Genomic DNA, 17,507 nt, shown 5'->3' on the forward strand with positions numbered 1-17,507 from the left:
CATGAACAATAGGCAACCATCCAGTTGCGCGTTAGAAAACCTCTTTTATGCAAAGTCCTCAGCGGAAATGACTTCGGCGGATGATTATGCACTTGACACATATTTGCAATTAGTTGCAATCTTGAGATACCGTGACAGGGCAGAAAAAATGCCCACCGCGAGGGTGGGCATTTCGTCTTAAACCAAGCGCGTGATTCCTACGCGGCCATCGCGTTGCTCCACTCGTTATCTTGGTCGATCCTCTTCACGATCTTTAATTCTGTTGTACGCTTTGTCCACGTCATCAGCCATGACTTGACCATGATTGCCACATTTCGCAGTAAATCAAGGTCTTCGGCTGACATGGCATAGATCATGCGAATCAGCTTGTCTAGTGGCTCGGGAATCGGCAACTTCCCGTTCTCTAAGCGAGAAAGATGCTCTGGCTTAATACCAAGCTCTTTCGCAAAATCGATCGATTTCTTGCCGAGCCGCTTCCGAAGAAAGCGGACTTCATCGCTAGTCAAGGAAGTATTGCTTTCGACCAAATCCCGCGCAATTAGGCGCATGAGTTGCTTCACCGCAGGAATTTCCGCAACGATCCTCCCACATTCACAAACAAAGTACTTAATCCCGATTAGATAAACGTTCGGCAATCCGCTGTCAAGGAAATGAAACGGCTCAGCCTCGGTAGCAAACTTCTCTACCCGGCTAGCCAAGCAGTCATGTTTTGTCATTGTCTCCATCGCGTAACTACCTCGAATGAGCGGTTCAAGGTATCTACTGCGATGATGATGAGGATCTCATCACCATCGATTGATTCGGTGGCTATGTAGTATTTCCACTGCCACTCTTCTTTGTTAAACACCGGCCGCCTGTCAAAGTTCCATGGCCTATCTAATCCATGGATGACATCGTCTAGAGAAAGGTTTCGGTCAAGATGGTCAAAAAGGGCATGAAAAGTCGGCCTGGCACCGCTTTCTGGCCCGTTCTCAAGAGAATCATCTACAAGCGATCTCAATTCCTCTTCGCTGAGGCAAGGAGGAATATAGCCCTCTGTTGACATATTATCAAGACCTTTCCCATTAAATCAATTACTACTTGCCCTAAAGTGGCAGATCGGACATAATTGGAACGGAGGGCGGGAGAATTGAACTCCAATCGCATCCACGATTCGCAGGGTATAAATCCTGCTCCTGGCACCAGCTAGACGCCCTCCAAAGAATCACTTTTCTGTTTCAAGCTTCGCTTCAAATATGTTCATCATGTCGATGATGTCGTAAACAAGCTTACGTTCCTCGCCGCTCAATCCAAATGCGTTAAACGTCCCGCTGATAGTCAGAGTGCCTTTGACATTTGGCAACGACACGGTCTTCATTGCATTGCCTGCTGGCATTTCGGGAATTGGCGATTGCGAACCAGCAGACCCTACCGGAACTCCGCCGCTGGCGGTCTTCTTGCGGCGCTTTCTAGGATTGGGCGGAGTGACCGGGGCTGGCGTAGCTTCCCCGCTCTGCTCTTCCGCACCGCTAGCAGAGGGCAAAGAAGCCCTCTCGCGCATATTCCGAGTTAGCCGAGAAGAAAGGCCGATCCCGCAATAGGTCGCCGCTTTTAGAAAGAAACGAATTGCCCGATCCTTTGTTGAGCCCTTCAATTGGTAGCTTCCGATGGCGTCCTCAAGCTGTCCAGGCGTCGCCGTATTCAGATCGATTTGCTTGAGCATTTCGCTGTATTGGGATCTGATTAGTTCGCGGAGAACCGCCTTCTCTTCAGGTGTATTGGGCTTCGCATCCACCAGCGAGCGAAGTGCGGCAGTAGGATGATCGCCATCTCCAAGAAGCCTAAGAAAACGGAGAGCTGCGAAGATTTGAATTTGATCTGAACCGGAGCGGCTGTCCCATGTCGTCTTGTCGATTGGATCAGGAAGCCCATGCGTGCGCAGATTATCGATGGCTGACTGGAATGTCGTGAAGGGAACGTATGGTGGAATCAGTTCCCCGTTTTGCGGTTGTGTTGATGTCGTAGCCATATCCTCAATCTCCTTACGACATTAATACTCACATGTCGTAAGCGTTGTGTCAATAGGGTACTACATTGATTGGGATGAAATTTGGAGATGCCTTACGACATAGGCATAATTGCCGAGAATGGAGGGCAATTATGGGCTTTGAGGAAGGCACTAAAGTGAAGGTGGTAGAGTATGGCGGACGGGTTCTGGAAAGGCGCGTCGTTGCAGATCGAGGAGAGCGCATCGTGATCTGCCCGGAAGCTGAGTATATGGCAGCGAAATCGGAAAATCGTTCTCCCGTGGGAATCAGCTTTCCGAGGACGGCGCTAACGGTGGGGAATGAAAGTTGAAAAGGAAAAATTCGATTCTCTCTTGTCACGACTCTTAAAACAGAAGCCAGAGAAGACAAGCGCGATAAAAGGCTCTCCCGAACCTAAGCCGAGAGAGCCGATAATCCCTAAGCCTCGCCCTTCGGAACCCCGATAAGCTCCACATAGGGCATGGGTGCGATCCCCGCCAACCTGCGCAGTGTGCGCGTGAACTTGTCGGTATCCTTCCGCATATTGAACCGGAACTCAAACTCGCTCAGGTAGCGGTGCAGGTGCTTTATCGAGACGCGGTGAAAGCTCCCTATCAGACCCCTTTTCAACAAAGAGAACGAGCTTTCCACAGTGTTTGTGTGGATTTTCGTGTTCGGCACAACCCATTCCCTAGAGTGGTTGACGGCGCGGTGTTTCAAAGCCATCTGAGCATCAAGGGCGAAGTTGTAGACCGCTGCTGAATCGGTATAGAGCCTATCTGGATTCGGTACGATGTGCTTCGCAACCGCCTCGCGGATCGTGGCCGCTTTGCCATCGGGGATGTGGACGTATTTGACGCGACCACCACGCTCACGCATACCGAGAACCATGTCGAACTTCTCAGCGCGAGGCCTTTGATTTTCTTTGGCGCGTCCGAAACGGCGCTTGGTTTTTCCGCCGATGTACGTCTCATCAATTTCCACGGTGCCGCGAAGCTGCTCAAAAGGGCCGGACTCGTCCGCCATTGCCTTACGAATGCGATGCGCCAGGTACCATGCTGTCCGGTAGGAACCGATTCCCAGGTGCTCTTTCAATTGGTTCGCAGAGATGCTTTTCTTCGCGTCTACGACGATAGCAAGAGCCATGAACCACTTGTGCAGGGGAAGATGCGAGTCATTGAAGATCGTGCCGCTGGTGGCTGAGAACTGCTGTTTGCAGGTAGGCTCTAGGCATTGAAAAACGCTCTTGCGGACGTTCTTTGAAGCCTTGCCATCCTTGCGAACGTTGGTGCGGGTAATGCGGCTGACTTTATCCACTCCACAAGTAGGGCAGCGAACCACGCCATCGGGCCAGCGCATCTGCTCGATGTACCCTAAGCACTCTTCGTCTGTCGGGAACGCTTTAGTGACGTCTATCAGGTTCATTGCAGTTTCCGCCCTCTGGGAAAGAAAAGGAAAATTACGATTGCGACCAGCAAGCAGATCGATCTTTCCCACCAGTTCAAATGCATGAATTAACTATAGGGCGAATACTATTCTGTGTCAAGTGCATAATCATCCTTCGGCGGAAGGGTATCCTGGAAGGCGTTCTCTCAATTAGACTTAGGTCTCAAAGTCTTCATAAATAGGAACTTAGAGCAACGGTTTTGCCTGTTTCCACTATTTTCGAGGCAAGCGGTCCCGGAATGCGGTGCGATGATCCATCGGCGCGACCGGTATTTTGATTTCAAACCATGCGCACAGCTTGCCGATCATCCCTGCCGCATTCGGACCCTGAGACGAGTATAGGGAATGCCAAGAATTAACCTGCAAAACTCCAGAGAATATTTCGCGCAATGGAATGAGCAGGATGCGACGCAGATTGGGGAAGCCGACTCTTGACATCCAATTTCAACGTTATCGATTCGGCGAGTCAATTCACGGAAGGGCCTGGGTTCTGGGCTTCACATAGTAGATCAGGCCGAGATAGTCGTCACTAAGCAGGAAGGTATCGCGATCGAGGCGCAGGATGCCGCAGGGGCGTCCATGCACCACCGGCTTGCCATTCTCAATGGTCAGAAACCCGGTAATGAAATCGCGGGGCTCGCGATCGGAGGGTGTGAAGCGAACAACCCTGTAACCGGTCCCGATACGGGGATGGCTGGCTCCGTGCAGGGCAACCAGGAAGCTATCGCGCAACATCCCGTCACCCTGAGAAAAATATGCAAATCCCAGGGGTGAGCTGTGCGCCGCGAACGTGGTGTAGGCCGGCGGCACCTTGTCGCACGATTTGAGTGCTTCAGACGCCTTGCCGAGATCGGCATTCGGATCGGGCTCATGTTGGCGACCGCCACCGGCACCAAGATTCGTACCCGCTGCCGCAACTCCCTTCTGCCGGCCATACACCGAGCCTTCCTCTTCCGGTTTCTGGGCCATCAGCCCCCCGGCGCGCGCATCATTGAGCGACGGCAGCGGAGTTGTATCGTGCACGGGTTTGCCGTTGGCGAAGTAGCAGGTTGGCCAGCCGTAATTCGCGGCGGGAGTTGCATTGGCGGCCAAGGCAAAGAAGGTGTCTTCGGGCAGTTTGTTGCCCAGGTGGTCGTCACCCATGTTGGTGGCGAAGACCGGTGCACCATCGAGCTGAGGCACCTGGTGGATGTCGACGGCGTTGCGCAGGCCTTGCGCTTCCAGCCGCTGATGCTTGCCGTCGGGGTCCATGCTGACAACGGACGCGCGCAGGACTTCGTCTTCCTGGCAGTAGTTGCACGAGGATCCGACAGAGACAAAGATACGGGGCGTTCCGTGCAGGTCGATCACCGCCACAGTGCGCGTCAGGTGCCAGCCGCCGTATTTGTAGTGGAGGCCATAATCGGGAAAGCGGATCAGCGTTTCGGGTGGAGAAGTGGGCGCGGCGTCGCCGGCGTTGTACTTGTAGCGTACCAGCTTGTCGGTGAGCGGCAGGTATAGCCAGGTCTGCTTGGTTGCGGGGTCAGTCCAGAAGGCAAGGTTGTTCGGGTTGCGAAGATGATCGAGGTAATGCGTGATCTTCGTGAAGGTGTGCGTCTTCTCGTTCCAGCCGTCGAGAATAAACACCGTCCCCCGGCCGTTGTCGGCCAGGTTATACATGCCGGTGGCGAAGATGCGGCCGTCAGGTGCTTGAGCAAAGAAGCGAACGCGTTTGAGGCCTGTCGCGGCAACGTTGATGTCGAGATTGGCTGGCAACGCAAGGGTGATCGACTTGCCCGGCGCATAGACCAGCTTATGTGGTTCTTGAGGGTTGCCGAAGAGGGTGGCCGCGGCGGCGAGGAATGGCAACAAAAGAATGCGGTTCAGAGCGCAACCCATCACAGTAGTTTAGATCCAGTCTGATGAAATATCTCAGGGGCTAAACAGGCTGCGGAGAAATTGGGAAAGAAATGGCAGATCGTCGAAAGAACATCCCTCGGCGGCTAAAGCCGAGGATCCTATTGTGCTGCTTACGGCACGGCTGAAGGCATGCCCTTTCAGAATCCATTTATGCAACCAGTTCTAAATCTTCACATGCTGCGGGAAGCAGCCTAGGTCGGACCCAGCACCCGATTGAGTGCGGCGATCAACCCGGGGATGTCGTGAGGCGTCGCTTCCGCGGCAGGTTCCCATCGGAGTTCGCGCAGCGTGGCGCTGGTGACGGGGCCGATGGAGATGGCTTTGACGTCTGCAAATGGAAAGGCGATACCGGCGACGCGGGCAACTTCGGCGAGGTGGGTCGCGCTGGAGGAACTGGTGAAGGCAGCCGCATCGAGCCGCGAACCCAGGGCGGCGCGCAATTGGTCCGGTGCTGTGGCAGGAATCGCATTCTGGTAAGCATCGACGACGTTGACGGTCGCTCCGGCATTACGCAGGGCGTCCGGGAGGATGTCGCGGGCGACGGCCGCACGGGTCAGGAGTACACGTTTGCCTTTCACCCGACTGCAGAGCGCTGCAACCATGCTTTCGGCAACGTAGCTTTCGGGCGTCAGGGTGACGTGGAGGCCAATGTGGTGCGCCGCCTCGGCCGTGGCCTGCCCGATTGCGGCAATGTGGGGTCCATGGTCGTGGAGCCGAATTCTGAGCGCAATGGCACGCTCTGCAATGACGCGCACGGCGTTGGCGCTCGTAAGGACCAGCCAGTCGTAGCTGAAGAGATTGCGCAGGGCGTGATCGAGCGGGTCGTAGCTTCCGGGCGGCTGGATTTCGAGGACGGGGACTTCAACGGGTTCAGCACCGAGGGCGCGGAGTGCTTCGCTGAGCCTGCCGACCTGGTGCGCGGCGCGGGTCACGAGAATTCGGCGTCCGGCAAGGGCAAGCGCGGTCACGCAGAGGCTCCAGCGGGTTCGAATCCGGTCTTCATCTGCTCTCCGGGAAGTGCCAATGTCCCTCAAAAAGGCCCGAGGCTGCCAAACAACCGATGCCGTATAACGGATCAATATTACGCGGAGGCGCCGGGGGAAGGATGTGAGGTGGCCTGAAGCAGCGGACCTCCACCGGCATCGAGAAGCATTTTCGCAGCAAGCCGGCCGAGCGCAATGGGCTCGATTTCGGAACGGCGCGACTCGTGATGGATGCGAACGGCCTTGCCAGTGGCGGGGTCGGCCACGACAGCGAAGACCTCCTGCCACTCCCCTGCTTCGTCCTGCGGCGCAACGCGGCAATGGATGCCGATGGGAACCTGGCATCCTCCGCCAAGTGCCGCGAGGGCGGCGCGTTCAGCGGTGACCGCAAAGCGCGTGGCCGGATCGTTGAGAAAGGCAATCGCGCTCATCGTCCTGGCGTCGTCCTTGCGAGTCTCGATGCCTAGCGATCCCTGTCCGGCTGCAGGACAAAAGAGATTGGGTTCAAGGCGTTCGCGCAGCCATTCGGTCTTCTCAAGACGATCGAGACCGGCGGCAGCCAGCAGGATGGCATCAACCTGCCCTTCGGCAAGTTTGCGCAGCCGTGTATCCACGTTGCCGCGAAACTCGACGGCCTGGATGTCTGGCCGGATAGCGAGCAATTGAGCGCGGCGCCTCTGGCTGCTGGTGCCCACCACCGCGCCCTGGGGCAGCGCGTGCAGGCTGTGATATTTCACCGAGACAAGAACGTCACGCGGATCGACACGCGGCGGCGTGGCAGCGAGCGTGAAGGGTGCTGGCAGTTCCGTGGGCAGGTCCTTGAGCGAGTGCACCGCCAGATCGACGCGGCCCTCGGCGAGCGCTTCTTCGATTTCCTTGGTGAACATACCCTTCGATCCAACCTGGGCGAAGGTGACCTCCTGCAGCCGGTCTCCGGTCGTCTTGATGATCTCGATTTCGACCGAGTTACCGCGCGTGCGCAGCAGTGCAGCGATGTGGTTGGCCTGCCAGAGCGCGAGTTGCGAGCCGCGACTGCCGATGCGCAGATTCATTTGCCTCCTACGGCACTGGGCTCGTTTTGACGGCGGCGCTCCGCGCATTTACTCTCTTCCTCGGTGTTGGCTGGAGGAGAAGGTTCAGATTGGGTTTGAAGCGGTTTCGCCTCCGGTTCCGACACTGCCGGCAGCGACCATGCTTCGCAGAGCGCATCCACGCGGGTTGAGTCGTTTTCGCGCGCTGCCTGCTTGAGCGCCTGCATCGGCGGATGTAGGAATTTGTTCACGAGGCCGCGGGTGAGCGCTTCAACGGCGGCGAGTTGTTCGGCACTGAGCACGCCCAGCTTGGCGTGCATGCGCTTCAATTCGTTCTGGCGGATCTCTTCTGCCTGGTGTTGCAACGAGACGATCGCCGGGGCAACGTTGACGGTGCGGCGACGCTGGTGAAATCGCTCGACCTCGGCGTTGATCAGGGCCTCGGCATCGCCTGCCTGCGTCTGGCGCTCGGCAATGTGCGAGGCAGCGACGGCCTGCAGATCGTCAATGTCGTAAACGAAGATGCCTTCCACCTTGTTCATCGCTGGATCGACGTCGCGGGGGACCGCAATATCGATGAAGAACATGGGGCGGTTGCGGCGGCGATGCATGAATTGTTGCCCGTGCTCGCGGCGGAAGATCGGGTGCGGCGCACCGGTCGAGCTGATCACGATGTCGGCATCCGTCGCCGTTTCGTAGAGCTTTTCAAACGGGATAACCCGTCCGTTGAAAGGCTCTGCAAGCTGGCGGGCGCGTTCCAGAGTGCGGTTGGTAACGAGAATCGCGCCGGCCCCCTGCTGCACGAGGTGACGGGCGGCGAGTTCGCTCATCTTGCCCGCGCCGACCAGAAAGACGGTGCGCCCCTGGAGAGAACCGAAAATTTTACGGGCGAGTTCCACCGCGACCGACGCGATGGAGACGGAGTTCGATCCGATGGCCGTTTCGGTGCGGACGCGTTTGGCGGCGGCGAAGGCGGATTGCAGCAGGTGCTCGAGCTCGCCTGAGACGGTTCCGGCCGCGCGCGCGGTGGCGAAGGCTTCCTTGACCTGGCCGAGGATCTGCGGCTCGCCGACAACCATGGAGTCAAGACTGGCTGCGACGCGGAAGAGGTGGCGCACGGCAAGCTGGTCGCGATGTTCGTAAATATGCGGTGCAAGCACGGCGGGATCGAGAGCGAAATGGTTATTGAGGAATTTGGTCAGATCGGTCTCAGGCGACTCGACCGCGGCCAGCATCTCCACGCGGTTGCAGGTGGAAACGATCATGCACTCGCTCACGCCGGGTTGAGCCGCAAGAGCACGCGTGACGCCGGCCAGATCGTCGCGGGAAATCGCAATGCGCTCGCGCAGCTCGATGGGCGCGGTTTTGTGGTTCACCCCGATGAGAACAATCTGGCTCATGGGGCACCGAACCTGTGGACATGGCTGACGGTGTTGGCCGCCCACACGCACAGCATGACGATTAATACCGCTCCGGAAAGATAAGCCGCCTTGCGCCCGCGAAGGCCGGCGGACTGACGCAGATAGAGGAGCAGGACGTAGAGTCCCCACATGGCGTAGGAAGCAATCACCTTGGGATCGACAAAGTAGGCTGCGCCCAGCGAGGTCTCCTGCACAAGCACCGCGCCCAGAATGAGCCCAACCGTCATGCACGGAAAACCGAACAGCAGCATGGCATTGGCGATGCGTTCGAGGGTGTCGAGCGGCGGCAGCCAGTCCAGTGGTATCCACCACGAGTCGTCTGTGGATTTGATTTTGGCCTTCAGGCGTCGTTCCTGCACCAGGTAGAGCAGCGACGCCAGCAGGCTGAATCCCAGCGCAGCATAAGCAGCCAGTAGCGCGGTGATGTGGGCAATCAGCCAGCTTGTCCGGACGCCTTCGCTCGGGAACGCATATCCCCGGATGCCCAGCGCCGGAACAAAGACGAGAAAGAACGTAATTGGCACGGCGAAGACACCCAGCGAGATGGCGTCATACAGCCACCATGCCAAAAAGAACAGCCCAGCAACGGCAAACCCAAGCAACGATTCCGCTTCGCGTGCGCCGACCGGGACCCAGCGGTGGGCCTGGACCAACATTTCTACGACAGAGACAAAATGGAAGAAAAAGGCCATGCCGCCCAGGTGCACGCACCACCTTCGTGCTCGCTCTGAGGAATTGAGCACGGCGGGGAAGATCGTGACACTTGCAGCCGCGTATAAGATGGTCGCGACTCGGAGCCAGAGGAGATGCATGCCGAACTCAAATCTAAAGCCTTAGCACTCAGTATACTGTGATCCAAATCACCGTAACGGATCGGCCGAACTTGATGGCTGTGATCTGTTTCTACCTCCCGATAGCTGCCACGGTTGTCGTGAGGGGCGACCGAATCCGTCTATAAACTGATTGGGGTTAGCAGATGTGCTGCAAAAGGAAGCCGCAAATGGGGCAATTTTGCTCTGGGCTGGTGTGGATGGCAGGCCGTTGGGAAAGCTCCCCGTGACAAATCGTTTCATGCTGCCACGAACGTGCGAGACGAATGTGCGACGGCATCGTTTTCGAAATCAAAGAGGAAATTCGGATTGACCAAGCGCGGCAAGATCCGGCACAAACCATTGCCATCCGAACGGATTAGGCCAGGCGCGGCGCGGAAACCGGGCCTCGATTTCTGGATTGGCTTTGGGTTGCTCGTCGCCGTGCTGGCAATCTATGGCCAGGTGCGAAGCCACGCTTTCGTAAGCTTTGACGACCCCATCTACGTCACCGAAAATCCGCAGGTGCGCAGCGGTTTGACCTGGTCCGGCCTAGTTTGGGCTTTCACCACGTTTCACGACTCAAACTGGTTTCCGCTCACTTGGCTCTCGCACATGCTGGACTGTCAACTCTTCGGTCTTGACAGCGGCTGGCACCACTTGACGAACGTAGGTCTCCACGCTCTTAGCACGCTGATGTTGTTTGTTGTGCTCCGGCGCATGACTGGCGCCCGCTGGCGGAGTGGCATGGTAGCTCTCCTGTTTGCCGTTCACCCCCTGCACGTCGAGAGCGTCGCCTGGGTCGCCGAGCGCAAAGACGTCTTGAGTGCGCTCTTCTGGATGCTGACGCTCTGGGCCTATGCCAGCTACGCAGCCCGGCCGGGACGCGCCCGCTATGCCTTGGCCCTTTTCCTTTTCTGTCTTGGCCTTATGGCCAAGCCGATGCTCGTAACCCTGCCGGTTGTACTCCTCCTGCTGGATCTTTGGCCCCTGCGTCGTGGCGTTCGCATCCTGGAAAAGCTCCCGTTCTTTGCCGCATCCCTCGCGTCGTCGGTCGTCGCTTACATCGCGCACCAGGCGGGCGGGGCAGTTGCCTCTTTCGATATAGTTCCGCTGGCCATTCGTTGTGAAAACGCTCTGATTACCTACACTGTTTATGTCCTTCAATCGTTCTGGCCCGCGCGCCTGGCAGTGTTTTATCCATACTCCCTGCAATCGCTCGTCGTACCGGCCATTTTTGCGGGCATCGCGCTGTGTGCCGTCACAGTGTTGGTCGTGCTCGCGTTTCCGCAGCGCCCCTACCTTGCCATTGGATGGTTCTGGTATGTCGTGACGCTCGTGCCGGTCATCGGACTGATTCAAACTGGCGCGCAATCCCGCGCCGACCGCTACACCTACATCCCCATGATCGGCCTGTCGCTTGCCGTGGTTTGGGAAATTGCGGAGCGTCTCCAGCCCTGGCCCCGGTTCCGCGTGGCGCTGGCCGCGGCGGTCACAGCGGCGTGCATGACCCTTACCGGGATTCAGGTGCAGTACTGGCGTGACGACATCTCGCTCTACCAGCACGCCGTCGCCGTGGTGCACGACAATTATGTGGCGTACTTCAATCTGGCATCTGCCCTGGACGCTCAAGGCAAAACCGATGAAGCCATTGCGCAACTTCGTGAAGCTGTTCGTGTACGTCCCAACTACGTCCCTGCGCGCGCCGAACTCGGCCAGCTCCTGGCCCGGGCGGGACATCCCGATGAGGCGCTCAGCGAGTTGCAGACAGCCGTGAAGCTGAGACCGGATGACAGCGTAGCTCACTTCCGGTTGGGATCTGTTCTGGGCACGCTGGGACGCACCAGCGATGCCGCAGCCGAGTTCTCCCAGGCGGTTCGCCTGCAGCCTGAAAATGCAGACGCGCATTACAACCTCGGAATCGCTCTTGCTCAGGAAGACAGAGTGCAGGAGGCGGCACGCGAGTTTGACGCGACCGTACGCTTACGGCCGGACGATGCGAATGCACGTTTCAACCTGGGAATCTCCCTGGCAAGGTTGGGCAAGTTGGACGATGCCATCGTTCAGTTTTCGGAAGCGGTACGGCTCCAGCCGGATTTCGTCGATGCTCACCGAGCTCTCGAACAGGCGATAAGTCTTAGGCAATCACCCGCCAAGCAATAACCCACCGTTACGAAGAGCGGCGGCTACGTATTGCGGAGAGCGAACTGGGCAAAGGGACGACCTTGGAACAGTCTGGTTCATCGATCTGAATGCTCAGGCCATTCGCCATGGTTTCCTTTGCTCCTTAGCTATGTTCTTCGCGGTCATGGTTGGTTGGTGCGGGAAATCATATGCTGAAAGCCTGGCTCGGAACGGGATCTTGATCCCGTATCAGGACCCATCAAGATTTGCCCTTGTTCTGCACAGGGCGCGGAGCAGTGACCACACGATAATCTGTAGGGAATCGTGCAACCCGCAGACCTCCAATCCGCGGCGGCGCCGCCGTCTCCCCCTGCCCTGGAAGAAGAATCAGCTCCCGCTGATGCGTCGGGAACGAAGACTGGTGCGAAGTCGCTGGAGCCTACTCCCTTTATGCGTCAGTGGTCGGCTGCCAAGCGGGAGAACCCCGATGCGCTGCTCTTCTTTCGCATGGGAGATTTCTATGAGCTGTTTTACGACGATGCGGTCACCGCGAGCCGCGAACTCCAACTCACGCTGACGGCGCGCGATCGGGAGCGGCAATTGCCGATGTGCGGCGTGCCCTATCACTCCGTCGAAGGCTACCTGGCGCGCCTCTTGCGCAAGGGGTATCGGATCGCCATCTGCGACCAGATGGAGGATCCGAAGCTTACCAAAAAGATTGTGAAGCGCGAAGTCACCCGTGTGCTGTCGCCGGGTACGGCGCTCGACGCAACGCTCGGGCAGGAGCGGAATAATTTTCTGGCGGCATATTTCGAGGTGGCTGCCGAGAGAATTTTCTCAGAGGCTAAAGCCCTCTCCGATGTGGCGCCTTCCTCGGCACGACTGAAGTCGGGCCCTGATACAAAACGAAGACCTAACGCAGGAGGGAATGCTGCAGGGAGCGGTGGCCTCGTGTGCGCGATTGCCCTGCTCGATGTTTCGACGGGGGAGTTTCGCGTTGCGGAATTTCAGGGGCCGAAGGCGCGGCAACAGGCGATGGAGGAGCTGTCGCTTGCAGCGCCAAGTGAAGTGCTGCTGCCGTCGAGTGCGGAGGCGCCGGCGGCCCTCGAAAACATCATCGCGCGGACGCGTGTCGAAGACTGGGTGTGGACGCGGGACTTTGCAGTGCCGCTCGTGGAACGCCAACTGCAGGTGCGGTCGCTCGAAGGCTTCGGGCTCGTCGGGCACGAGGCCGCGGCCATTGCGGCGGGCGTTGTTCTGCATTATGTGCGCACCACGCAGAAGAACGAGGCGCTGCACATCGATTCGCTGAAGTTCCAGGAGCACTCGACCGCGCTCGAACTCGACCAGGTGACGGTGCGGAATCTCGAACTCGTCGAGCCGCTCTTCGCGGGACAGGACGAGAGGGTGACGCTCTTTCGTACACTCGATTGCTGCGTGACACCGATGGGAAAGCGCCTGCTGCGGGCAACGATCCTGCGGCCTCTGATCGATACCGAAGTTTTGAACGCGCGCTATGAGGCCGTGGCCGAAGCGTACGGCGATCTGCTCAAGCGCGAAGAAGTGCGGCGCGCATTCGATGGCATCCTCGACCTCGAGCGGTTGCTGGCGCGACTGAGTCTGGATTCGGCGGGTCCGCGCGATGTGCGCGCCCTGGCCGCCAGCCTCGCGCATCTGCCGGGGTTGAAGACGGCCGTCGAAGCCATGCAGGCTTCGCTCTGGCGAAAACTAATCGGAAGGCTGGACACGCTTGAAGATGTAACGGCTCGCATTGTTTCGACGCTTGTCGCGGAGCCGCCGCTGACCATGGCCGATGGCGGAGCGATTGCCGCCGGCGTCGATGTTGAACTGGATGATTTGCGTGCAATCTCGTCGACGGGCCGGCAATCGATTGCCGCGATCGAGGAGCGGGAGCGCGCGCGCACGGGAATAGGGTCCCTGAAGGTCCGCTACAACTCCGTCTTCGGGTACTACATCGAGATCACCAAATCGAATCTCGCCATGGCTCCCGCGGATTATCAACGCAAGCAGACGCTGGTGAATGCGGAGCGATTTACAACGCCGGAACTGAAAGAGTACGAGGTCAAGATTCTGACCGCGCACGACCGCTGCATCGAGATCGAGAAGCGGATTCTTTCGGAACTTCGGATCAGCGTGTTGCGCACGACGAGCAGAATCCGGCAGGCGTCGGGCGCGGTGGCGGAGGCGGATCTGTTGATCAACTTTGCCCATCTTGCGGCACTGCGGCGTTATGCGCGCCCGGTGCTGACCGAGGAGCCCGTACTCGAAGCCGCCGCGGCACGCCATCCCGTGATCGAGCAGTGGATGGAGGATACGCGCGAAGGACGCTTCATCCCGAACGATCTCTATCTGAGTTCGAGTGATTCCGGGCCAAGCCTGCTGCTGATTACGGGTCCGAATATGGGCGGCAAGAGCACCTACCTCCGCCAGGCGGCGATGCTGGTGCTGATGGCGCAGATGGGCAGCTTTGTTCCGGCGCAGAGCTTGAGACTGGGTTTGGTGGATCGTATCTACACGCGCATCGGCGCCAGCGACAACGTGGCGCGGGGCCGCTCCACCTTTATGGTGGAGATGACGGAGACGGCGACCATTCTGAACACGGCAACGAAGCGTTCGCTGATTCTGCTCGACGAGATGGGGCGCGGCACCGCAACGTTCGACGGTCTTTCGCTGGCGTGGGCTACCGTCGAATATCTCCACGCGGAGACGGGCGCGCGCACGCTGTTTGCCACGCACTATCACGAGCTGACGATGCTTGCCGAAAAACTGCCGCGCGTGCGCAACTTGCGTGTTGGCGTCAAGGAAGGCGCGGGCGGCATCGTCTTTCTGCATACGATCGAGCCAGGGGCGGCGAGCAAGAGCTACGGCATCGAGGTTGCGAAATTGGCGGGATTGCCCGCCGCCGTAATCGATCGCGCCAAGCATGTGTTGCGCCAGCATGAGAAGCAGGAGCGCCAGAGCGTGCAGGTGGAGACCGCGCCCGAGCCGATGCAGATGACCATCTTCACTCCCCTGTCGCAGCGCATCGTCGATCGCGTCGAGGCGGTGGATGTGAATGCGCTGACGCCGCTGCAGGCGCTGAATCTGCTGGAAGAGCTTCAACAGGAGATGAAGAAGGGAGGGACGTAGGGACTGAGGGACATGGGGACATAGGGACAAAGGGACTGAGGGACATGGGGACAAAGGGACAGAGGGACATAGGGACTAAGGGACATAGGGACGTAGGGAACAGGAACCGACGGGTTTAGGATTTGGAGATTTAATGACGATGACGGTGCGGCAGGCGGCGGGAAGTCTGCTGGTGGTGGGACTGGGCGGCACGGAGCTGACTGGCCTCGAACGAGCGTGGCTCGGACTGGTGCGTTCCGGTGGCGTCATTCTCTTCCGGCGCAATATCAAGGACCCGCAGCAGACGCGCGCGCTTCTCGAAGAGGCCACCGGATTCTGCTGCCCCCGGGCGGTGCGCTGTGTCGATGTGGAAGGCGGGACGGTGAATCGTCTGCGCGATGCGTTGGCGCCGATAGCGTCCGCGCAAGCCGTAGCTGCTGCGATGCGCCTTCCCACTCTTTCGCAAAAAACGCGAAAGGATGGGGCACCCAGGGTGTCGGCATCCGGATCGTCTTCGTTGCCACGGCAGCACGGCGAGCTGATTGCACGCGCGGTGAAGGCGTTTGGATTCAACACGACGCTGGCGCCGGTGGTCGATCTGGCATTGCCGGAGGCAGCGGAGGTTTTAGGGTCGCGCACAGCCGGCGCGAATGCTGCGGCGGTGATCGCCTACGCGCGGGAGTTTCTGGCCGGCGTCGCCGCGCAGGGAGTAATCAGTTGCGGAAAGCATTTTCCAGGGCTGGGCGGTGCGGAGGGCGATACGCACTTTGTCACGCCGGAGATCGAGCGCACATGGCCGCAGATGTGGGATGAGGATGTCGTTCCCTATCGGGAGCTGCATCGCGCGATGCCGATGATCATGATGAATCACGCGGCGTATCCGCACACCCCCGGCAAAAACGAGCCTGCCAGCGCGTCGCGCTTCTGGATCACGCAAACGCTCCGCAGACAGATCGGCTACAAGGGAATCATTCTTTCAGACGATCTTGAGATGGGCGGGATCTTGAAGTTTTTGCCCGTCGAAGAAGCGGCGGTGGCAGCCATTCTCGCCGGGTCAGACCTGCTTGAGATCTGCCACAGCCCCGAGCTGATTCTGCGCAGCTATGACGCTCTGGTTTCAGAGGGCGAGCGGTCGGCGGGCTTTCGCAAAGTTCTCATGGCCACAGCACGCGACGCCGCACGCAAACGGGCTCGACTCTATGCGCGCGGCGGGCCGCCCGCGCTCAACGCGAACAGATACGAAGCGCTGCGCAAGAACATCCTCGACTTCAACGACACAGTCGCGAAGATTACGAACGCGGCTGCGGATGCCGCACCGAGGGCAGCTTCTCCCGCGGAGGCATCGTGAAGCCTAAGGCGATGATCGTGGCCGGCGTCATGAGCGGAACGTCCGCGGACGGGATCGATGTCGCTCTAGTCGAGATCACGCCTGCGAAGGGACGGCCCAGGCTCACACTGCTGGCGCATGAAGGATTTCGTTATCCGGCCGCGTTGCGTCGAGCGGTGCTTGCGGCGATGAATGCCACGTCGACGACGACGGCGGAACTCGCGCGTTTGAATTGGCGACTGGGTCTTGCTTACGCCGAAGCGGTGAAAGCGACGGTCAGGCGGCATACCGTCCAAATTGATTTGATCGGGTGTCACGGGCAGACGCTTTATCACCAGGCGCGCGCTGCATTCTACGCGGGCAAGAGCTTTGCCTGCACGTGGCAGGCGGGCGAAGCTGCGCTGGTCGCCGCAGAGATGGGTGTGCCCGTTGTTTCGAATTTTCGCCCTGCGGATATGACTGTGGGCGGGCAGGGCGCGCCGCTTGTTCCGCTTCTCGACTTTGTGATGTTCTCCGATCCTAAGCGCGGCCGGGTATTGCAGAACATCGGAGGCATCGCGAACCTGACTGCGTTGCCCGCGGGCGCCTATGGCGACAAGGTATTTGCCTTCGACACCGGTCCCGGCAACATGGTGATCGATGGGCTGGCGCAGACGCTCTTCAACAAGAGCTACGACCGCAACGGCGCGATCGCTGCGAGAGGTCAGGTTCTTGCACCGGTGCTGACGGAGATATTGCGCGATCCCTATTTCAAGTTGAAGCCACCGCGTACCACGGGGCGCGAGCAGTTCGGGCGCGAGTATGCGGTCAAGCTTCTCACTGCCTGTCGGCGTGCAAGCCGCAAACCGGAAGACGCTTTGGCTACGGCCACCGCCCTCACGGCGGAAAGCATTGTAGGGAGCTTCACGCAGTTTGTACTGCCGAAGATGAAACACGCTCCCATCGACTACATCGTCTCCGGCGGCGGTGCACGCAATACGACGCTGATGAGGATGCTCGCGATGAAATTGGAGCCGCTGGGTTGCACGCTGACGACGACAGAACCATTCGGCATGCCGGCTGAAGCCAAGGAATCCGCTGCCTTTGCGTTGATGGCCTGGATGACCTGGCATCAACTTCCGGGCAACATACCAAGCGCGACCGGCGCAAAGCGCCCCGCAATTCTGGGACAGATCAGCTATGCGTAAGCTGGCCTGGTTTGCGGTGCTGACGTTTTTCATCGGATGCCCACGGCCTCGGGAAGCTTCGCGTTTCTTGAGACCGCTGAACTGAAGTCCTGCCGTCGCCGCGCCGCGCCGCCGTGCGTCCTCGTACAGGAGCAATCAAGAACGC

13 protein-coding genes are annotated in these 17,507 nt (G+C 58.9%); 4 read left to right on the forward strand and 9 right to left on the reverse strand.

Annotation, left to right across the window (positions count from 1 at the left end; translation table 11 throughout):
• Positions 1 to 197 precede the first annotated feature (197 nt).
• From WCA10_RS12860 to WCA10_RS12900, 9 genes are all read right to left on the reverse strand, one after another.
• Positions 198 to 716, reverse strand: coding sequence for a helix-turn-helix domain-containing protein (locus WCA10_RS12860; RefSeq protein ID WP_472822918.1), 519 nt, complete (start codon positions 714 to 716; stop codon positions 198 to 200).
• Positions 713 to 1,045: a hypothetical protein gene (locus tag WCA10_RS12865; protein WP_472822919.1), complete on the reverse strand. Its 333-nt coding sequence runs from the start codon at positions 1,043 to 1,045 to the stop codon at positions 713 to 715. Before WCA10_RS12865 ends, WCA10_RS12860 begins: the two co-directional genes overlap by 4 nt.
• 159 nt (positions 1,046 to 1,204) lie before the next feature.
• Positions 1,205 to 2,008, reverse strand: a complete 804-nt coding sequence (locus tag WCA10_RS12870; protein WP_472822920.1) for a DUF5343 domain-containing protein — start codon at positions 2,006 to 2,008, stop codon at positions 1,205 to 1,207.
• 436 nt (positions 2,009 to 2,444) lie between these two features.
• The gene (locus WCA10_RS12875) at positions 2,445 to 3,503 is read right to left on the reverse strand and encodes an IS1595 family transposase (RefSeq protein ID WP_472822921.1); all 1,059 of its coding nucleotides are present in this window, start codon (positions 3,501 to 3,503) and stop codon (positions 2,445 to 2,447) included.
• 420 nt (positions 3,504 to 3,923) lie between these two features.
• Positions 3,924 to 5,330 carry a PQQ-dependent sugar dehydrogenase family protein gene (locus WCA10_RS12880; protein WP_472822922.1) on the reverse strand — a complete coding sequence of 469 codons (1,407 nt, stop codon included), beginning with the start codon at positions 5,328 to 5,330 and terminating at the stop codon, positions 3,924 to 3,926.
• Between the two features lie 212 nt (positions 5,331 to 5,542).
• The gene (locus WCA10_RS12885) at positions 5,543 to 6,319 is read right to left on the reverse strand and encodes a uroporphyrinogen-III synthase (protein ID WP_472822923.1); all 777 of its coding nucleotides are present in this window, start codon (positions 6,317 to 6,319) and stop codon (positions 5,543 to 5,545) included.
• Positions 6,320 to 6,432: 113 nt separating this feature from the next.
• Positions 6,433 to 7,386, reverse strand: a complete 954-nt coding sequence (gene hemC / locus WCA10_RS12890; protein WP_472822924.1) for a hydroxymethylbilane synthase — start codon at positions 7,384 to 7,386, stop codon at positions 6,433 to 6,435.
• Complete coding sequence (hemA, locus tag WCA10_RS12895) at positions 7,383 to 8,765, reverse strand: glutamyl-tRNA reductase (RefSeq protein ID WP_472822925.1); 1,383 nt, start codon at positions 8,763 to 8,765, stop codon at positions 7,383 to 7,385. Before hemA ends, hemC begins: the two co-directional genes overlap by 4 nt.
• Positions 8,762 to 9,598, reverse strand: coding sequence for a cytochrome C assembly family protein (locus WCA10_RS12900; protein ID WP_472822926.1), 837 nt, complete (start codon positions 9,596 to 9,598; stop codon positions 8,762 to 8,764). Before WCA10_RS12900 ends, hemA begins: the two co-directional genes overlap by 4 nt.
• A gap of 327 nt (positions 9,599 to 9,925) precedes the next feature.
• On the opposite strand from WCA10_RS12900, the gene WCA10_RS12905 reads away from it, so the two are divergent.
• The 4 genes from WCA10_RS12905 (at position 9,926) to WCA10_RS12920 (ending at position 17,362) form a co-directional block, all read left to right on the forward strand.
• Positions 9,926 to 11,758: a tetratricopeptide repeat protein gene (locus WCA10_RS12905; protein ID WP_472822927.1), complete on the forward strand. Its 1,833-nt coding sequence runs from the start codon at positions 9,926 to 9,928 to the stop codon at positions 11,756 to 11,758.
• Positions 11,759 to 12,169: 411 nt separating this feature from the next.
• Positions 12,170 to 14,869, forward strand: a complete 2,700-nt coding sequence (gene mutS, locus WCA10_RS12910) for a DNA mismatch repair protein MutS (RefSeq protein ID WP_472822952.1) — start codon at positions 12,170 to 12,172, stop codon at positions 14,867 to 14,869.
• A 133-nt stretch (positions 14,870 to 15,002) separates the two neighbouring features.
• Entirely contained in the window at positions 15,003 to 16,196 is a 1,194-nt protein-coding gene (nagZ, locus tag WCA10_RS12915; protein WP_472822928.1) for a beta-N-acetylhexosaminidase, read from the forward strand.
• Positions 16,193 to 17,362, forward strand: coding sequence for an anhydro-N-acetylmuramic acid kinase (locus WCA10_RS12920; protein ID WP_472822929.1), 1,170 nt, complete (start codon positions 16,193 to 16,195; stop codon positions 17,360 to 17,362). The genes nagZ and WCA10_RS12920 overlap by 4 nt, the downstream gene beginning before the upstream one ends.
• The last annotated feature ends 145 nt before the right edge of the window (positions 17,363 to 17,507 follow it).

The organism is Occallatibacter sp. (assembly GCF_049582745.1).
In the GTDB taxonomy this organism is placed as follows: Bacteria; Acidobacteriota; Terriglobia; order Terriglobales; family Acidobacteriaceae; genus Telmatobacter.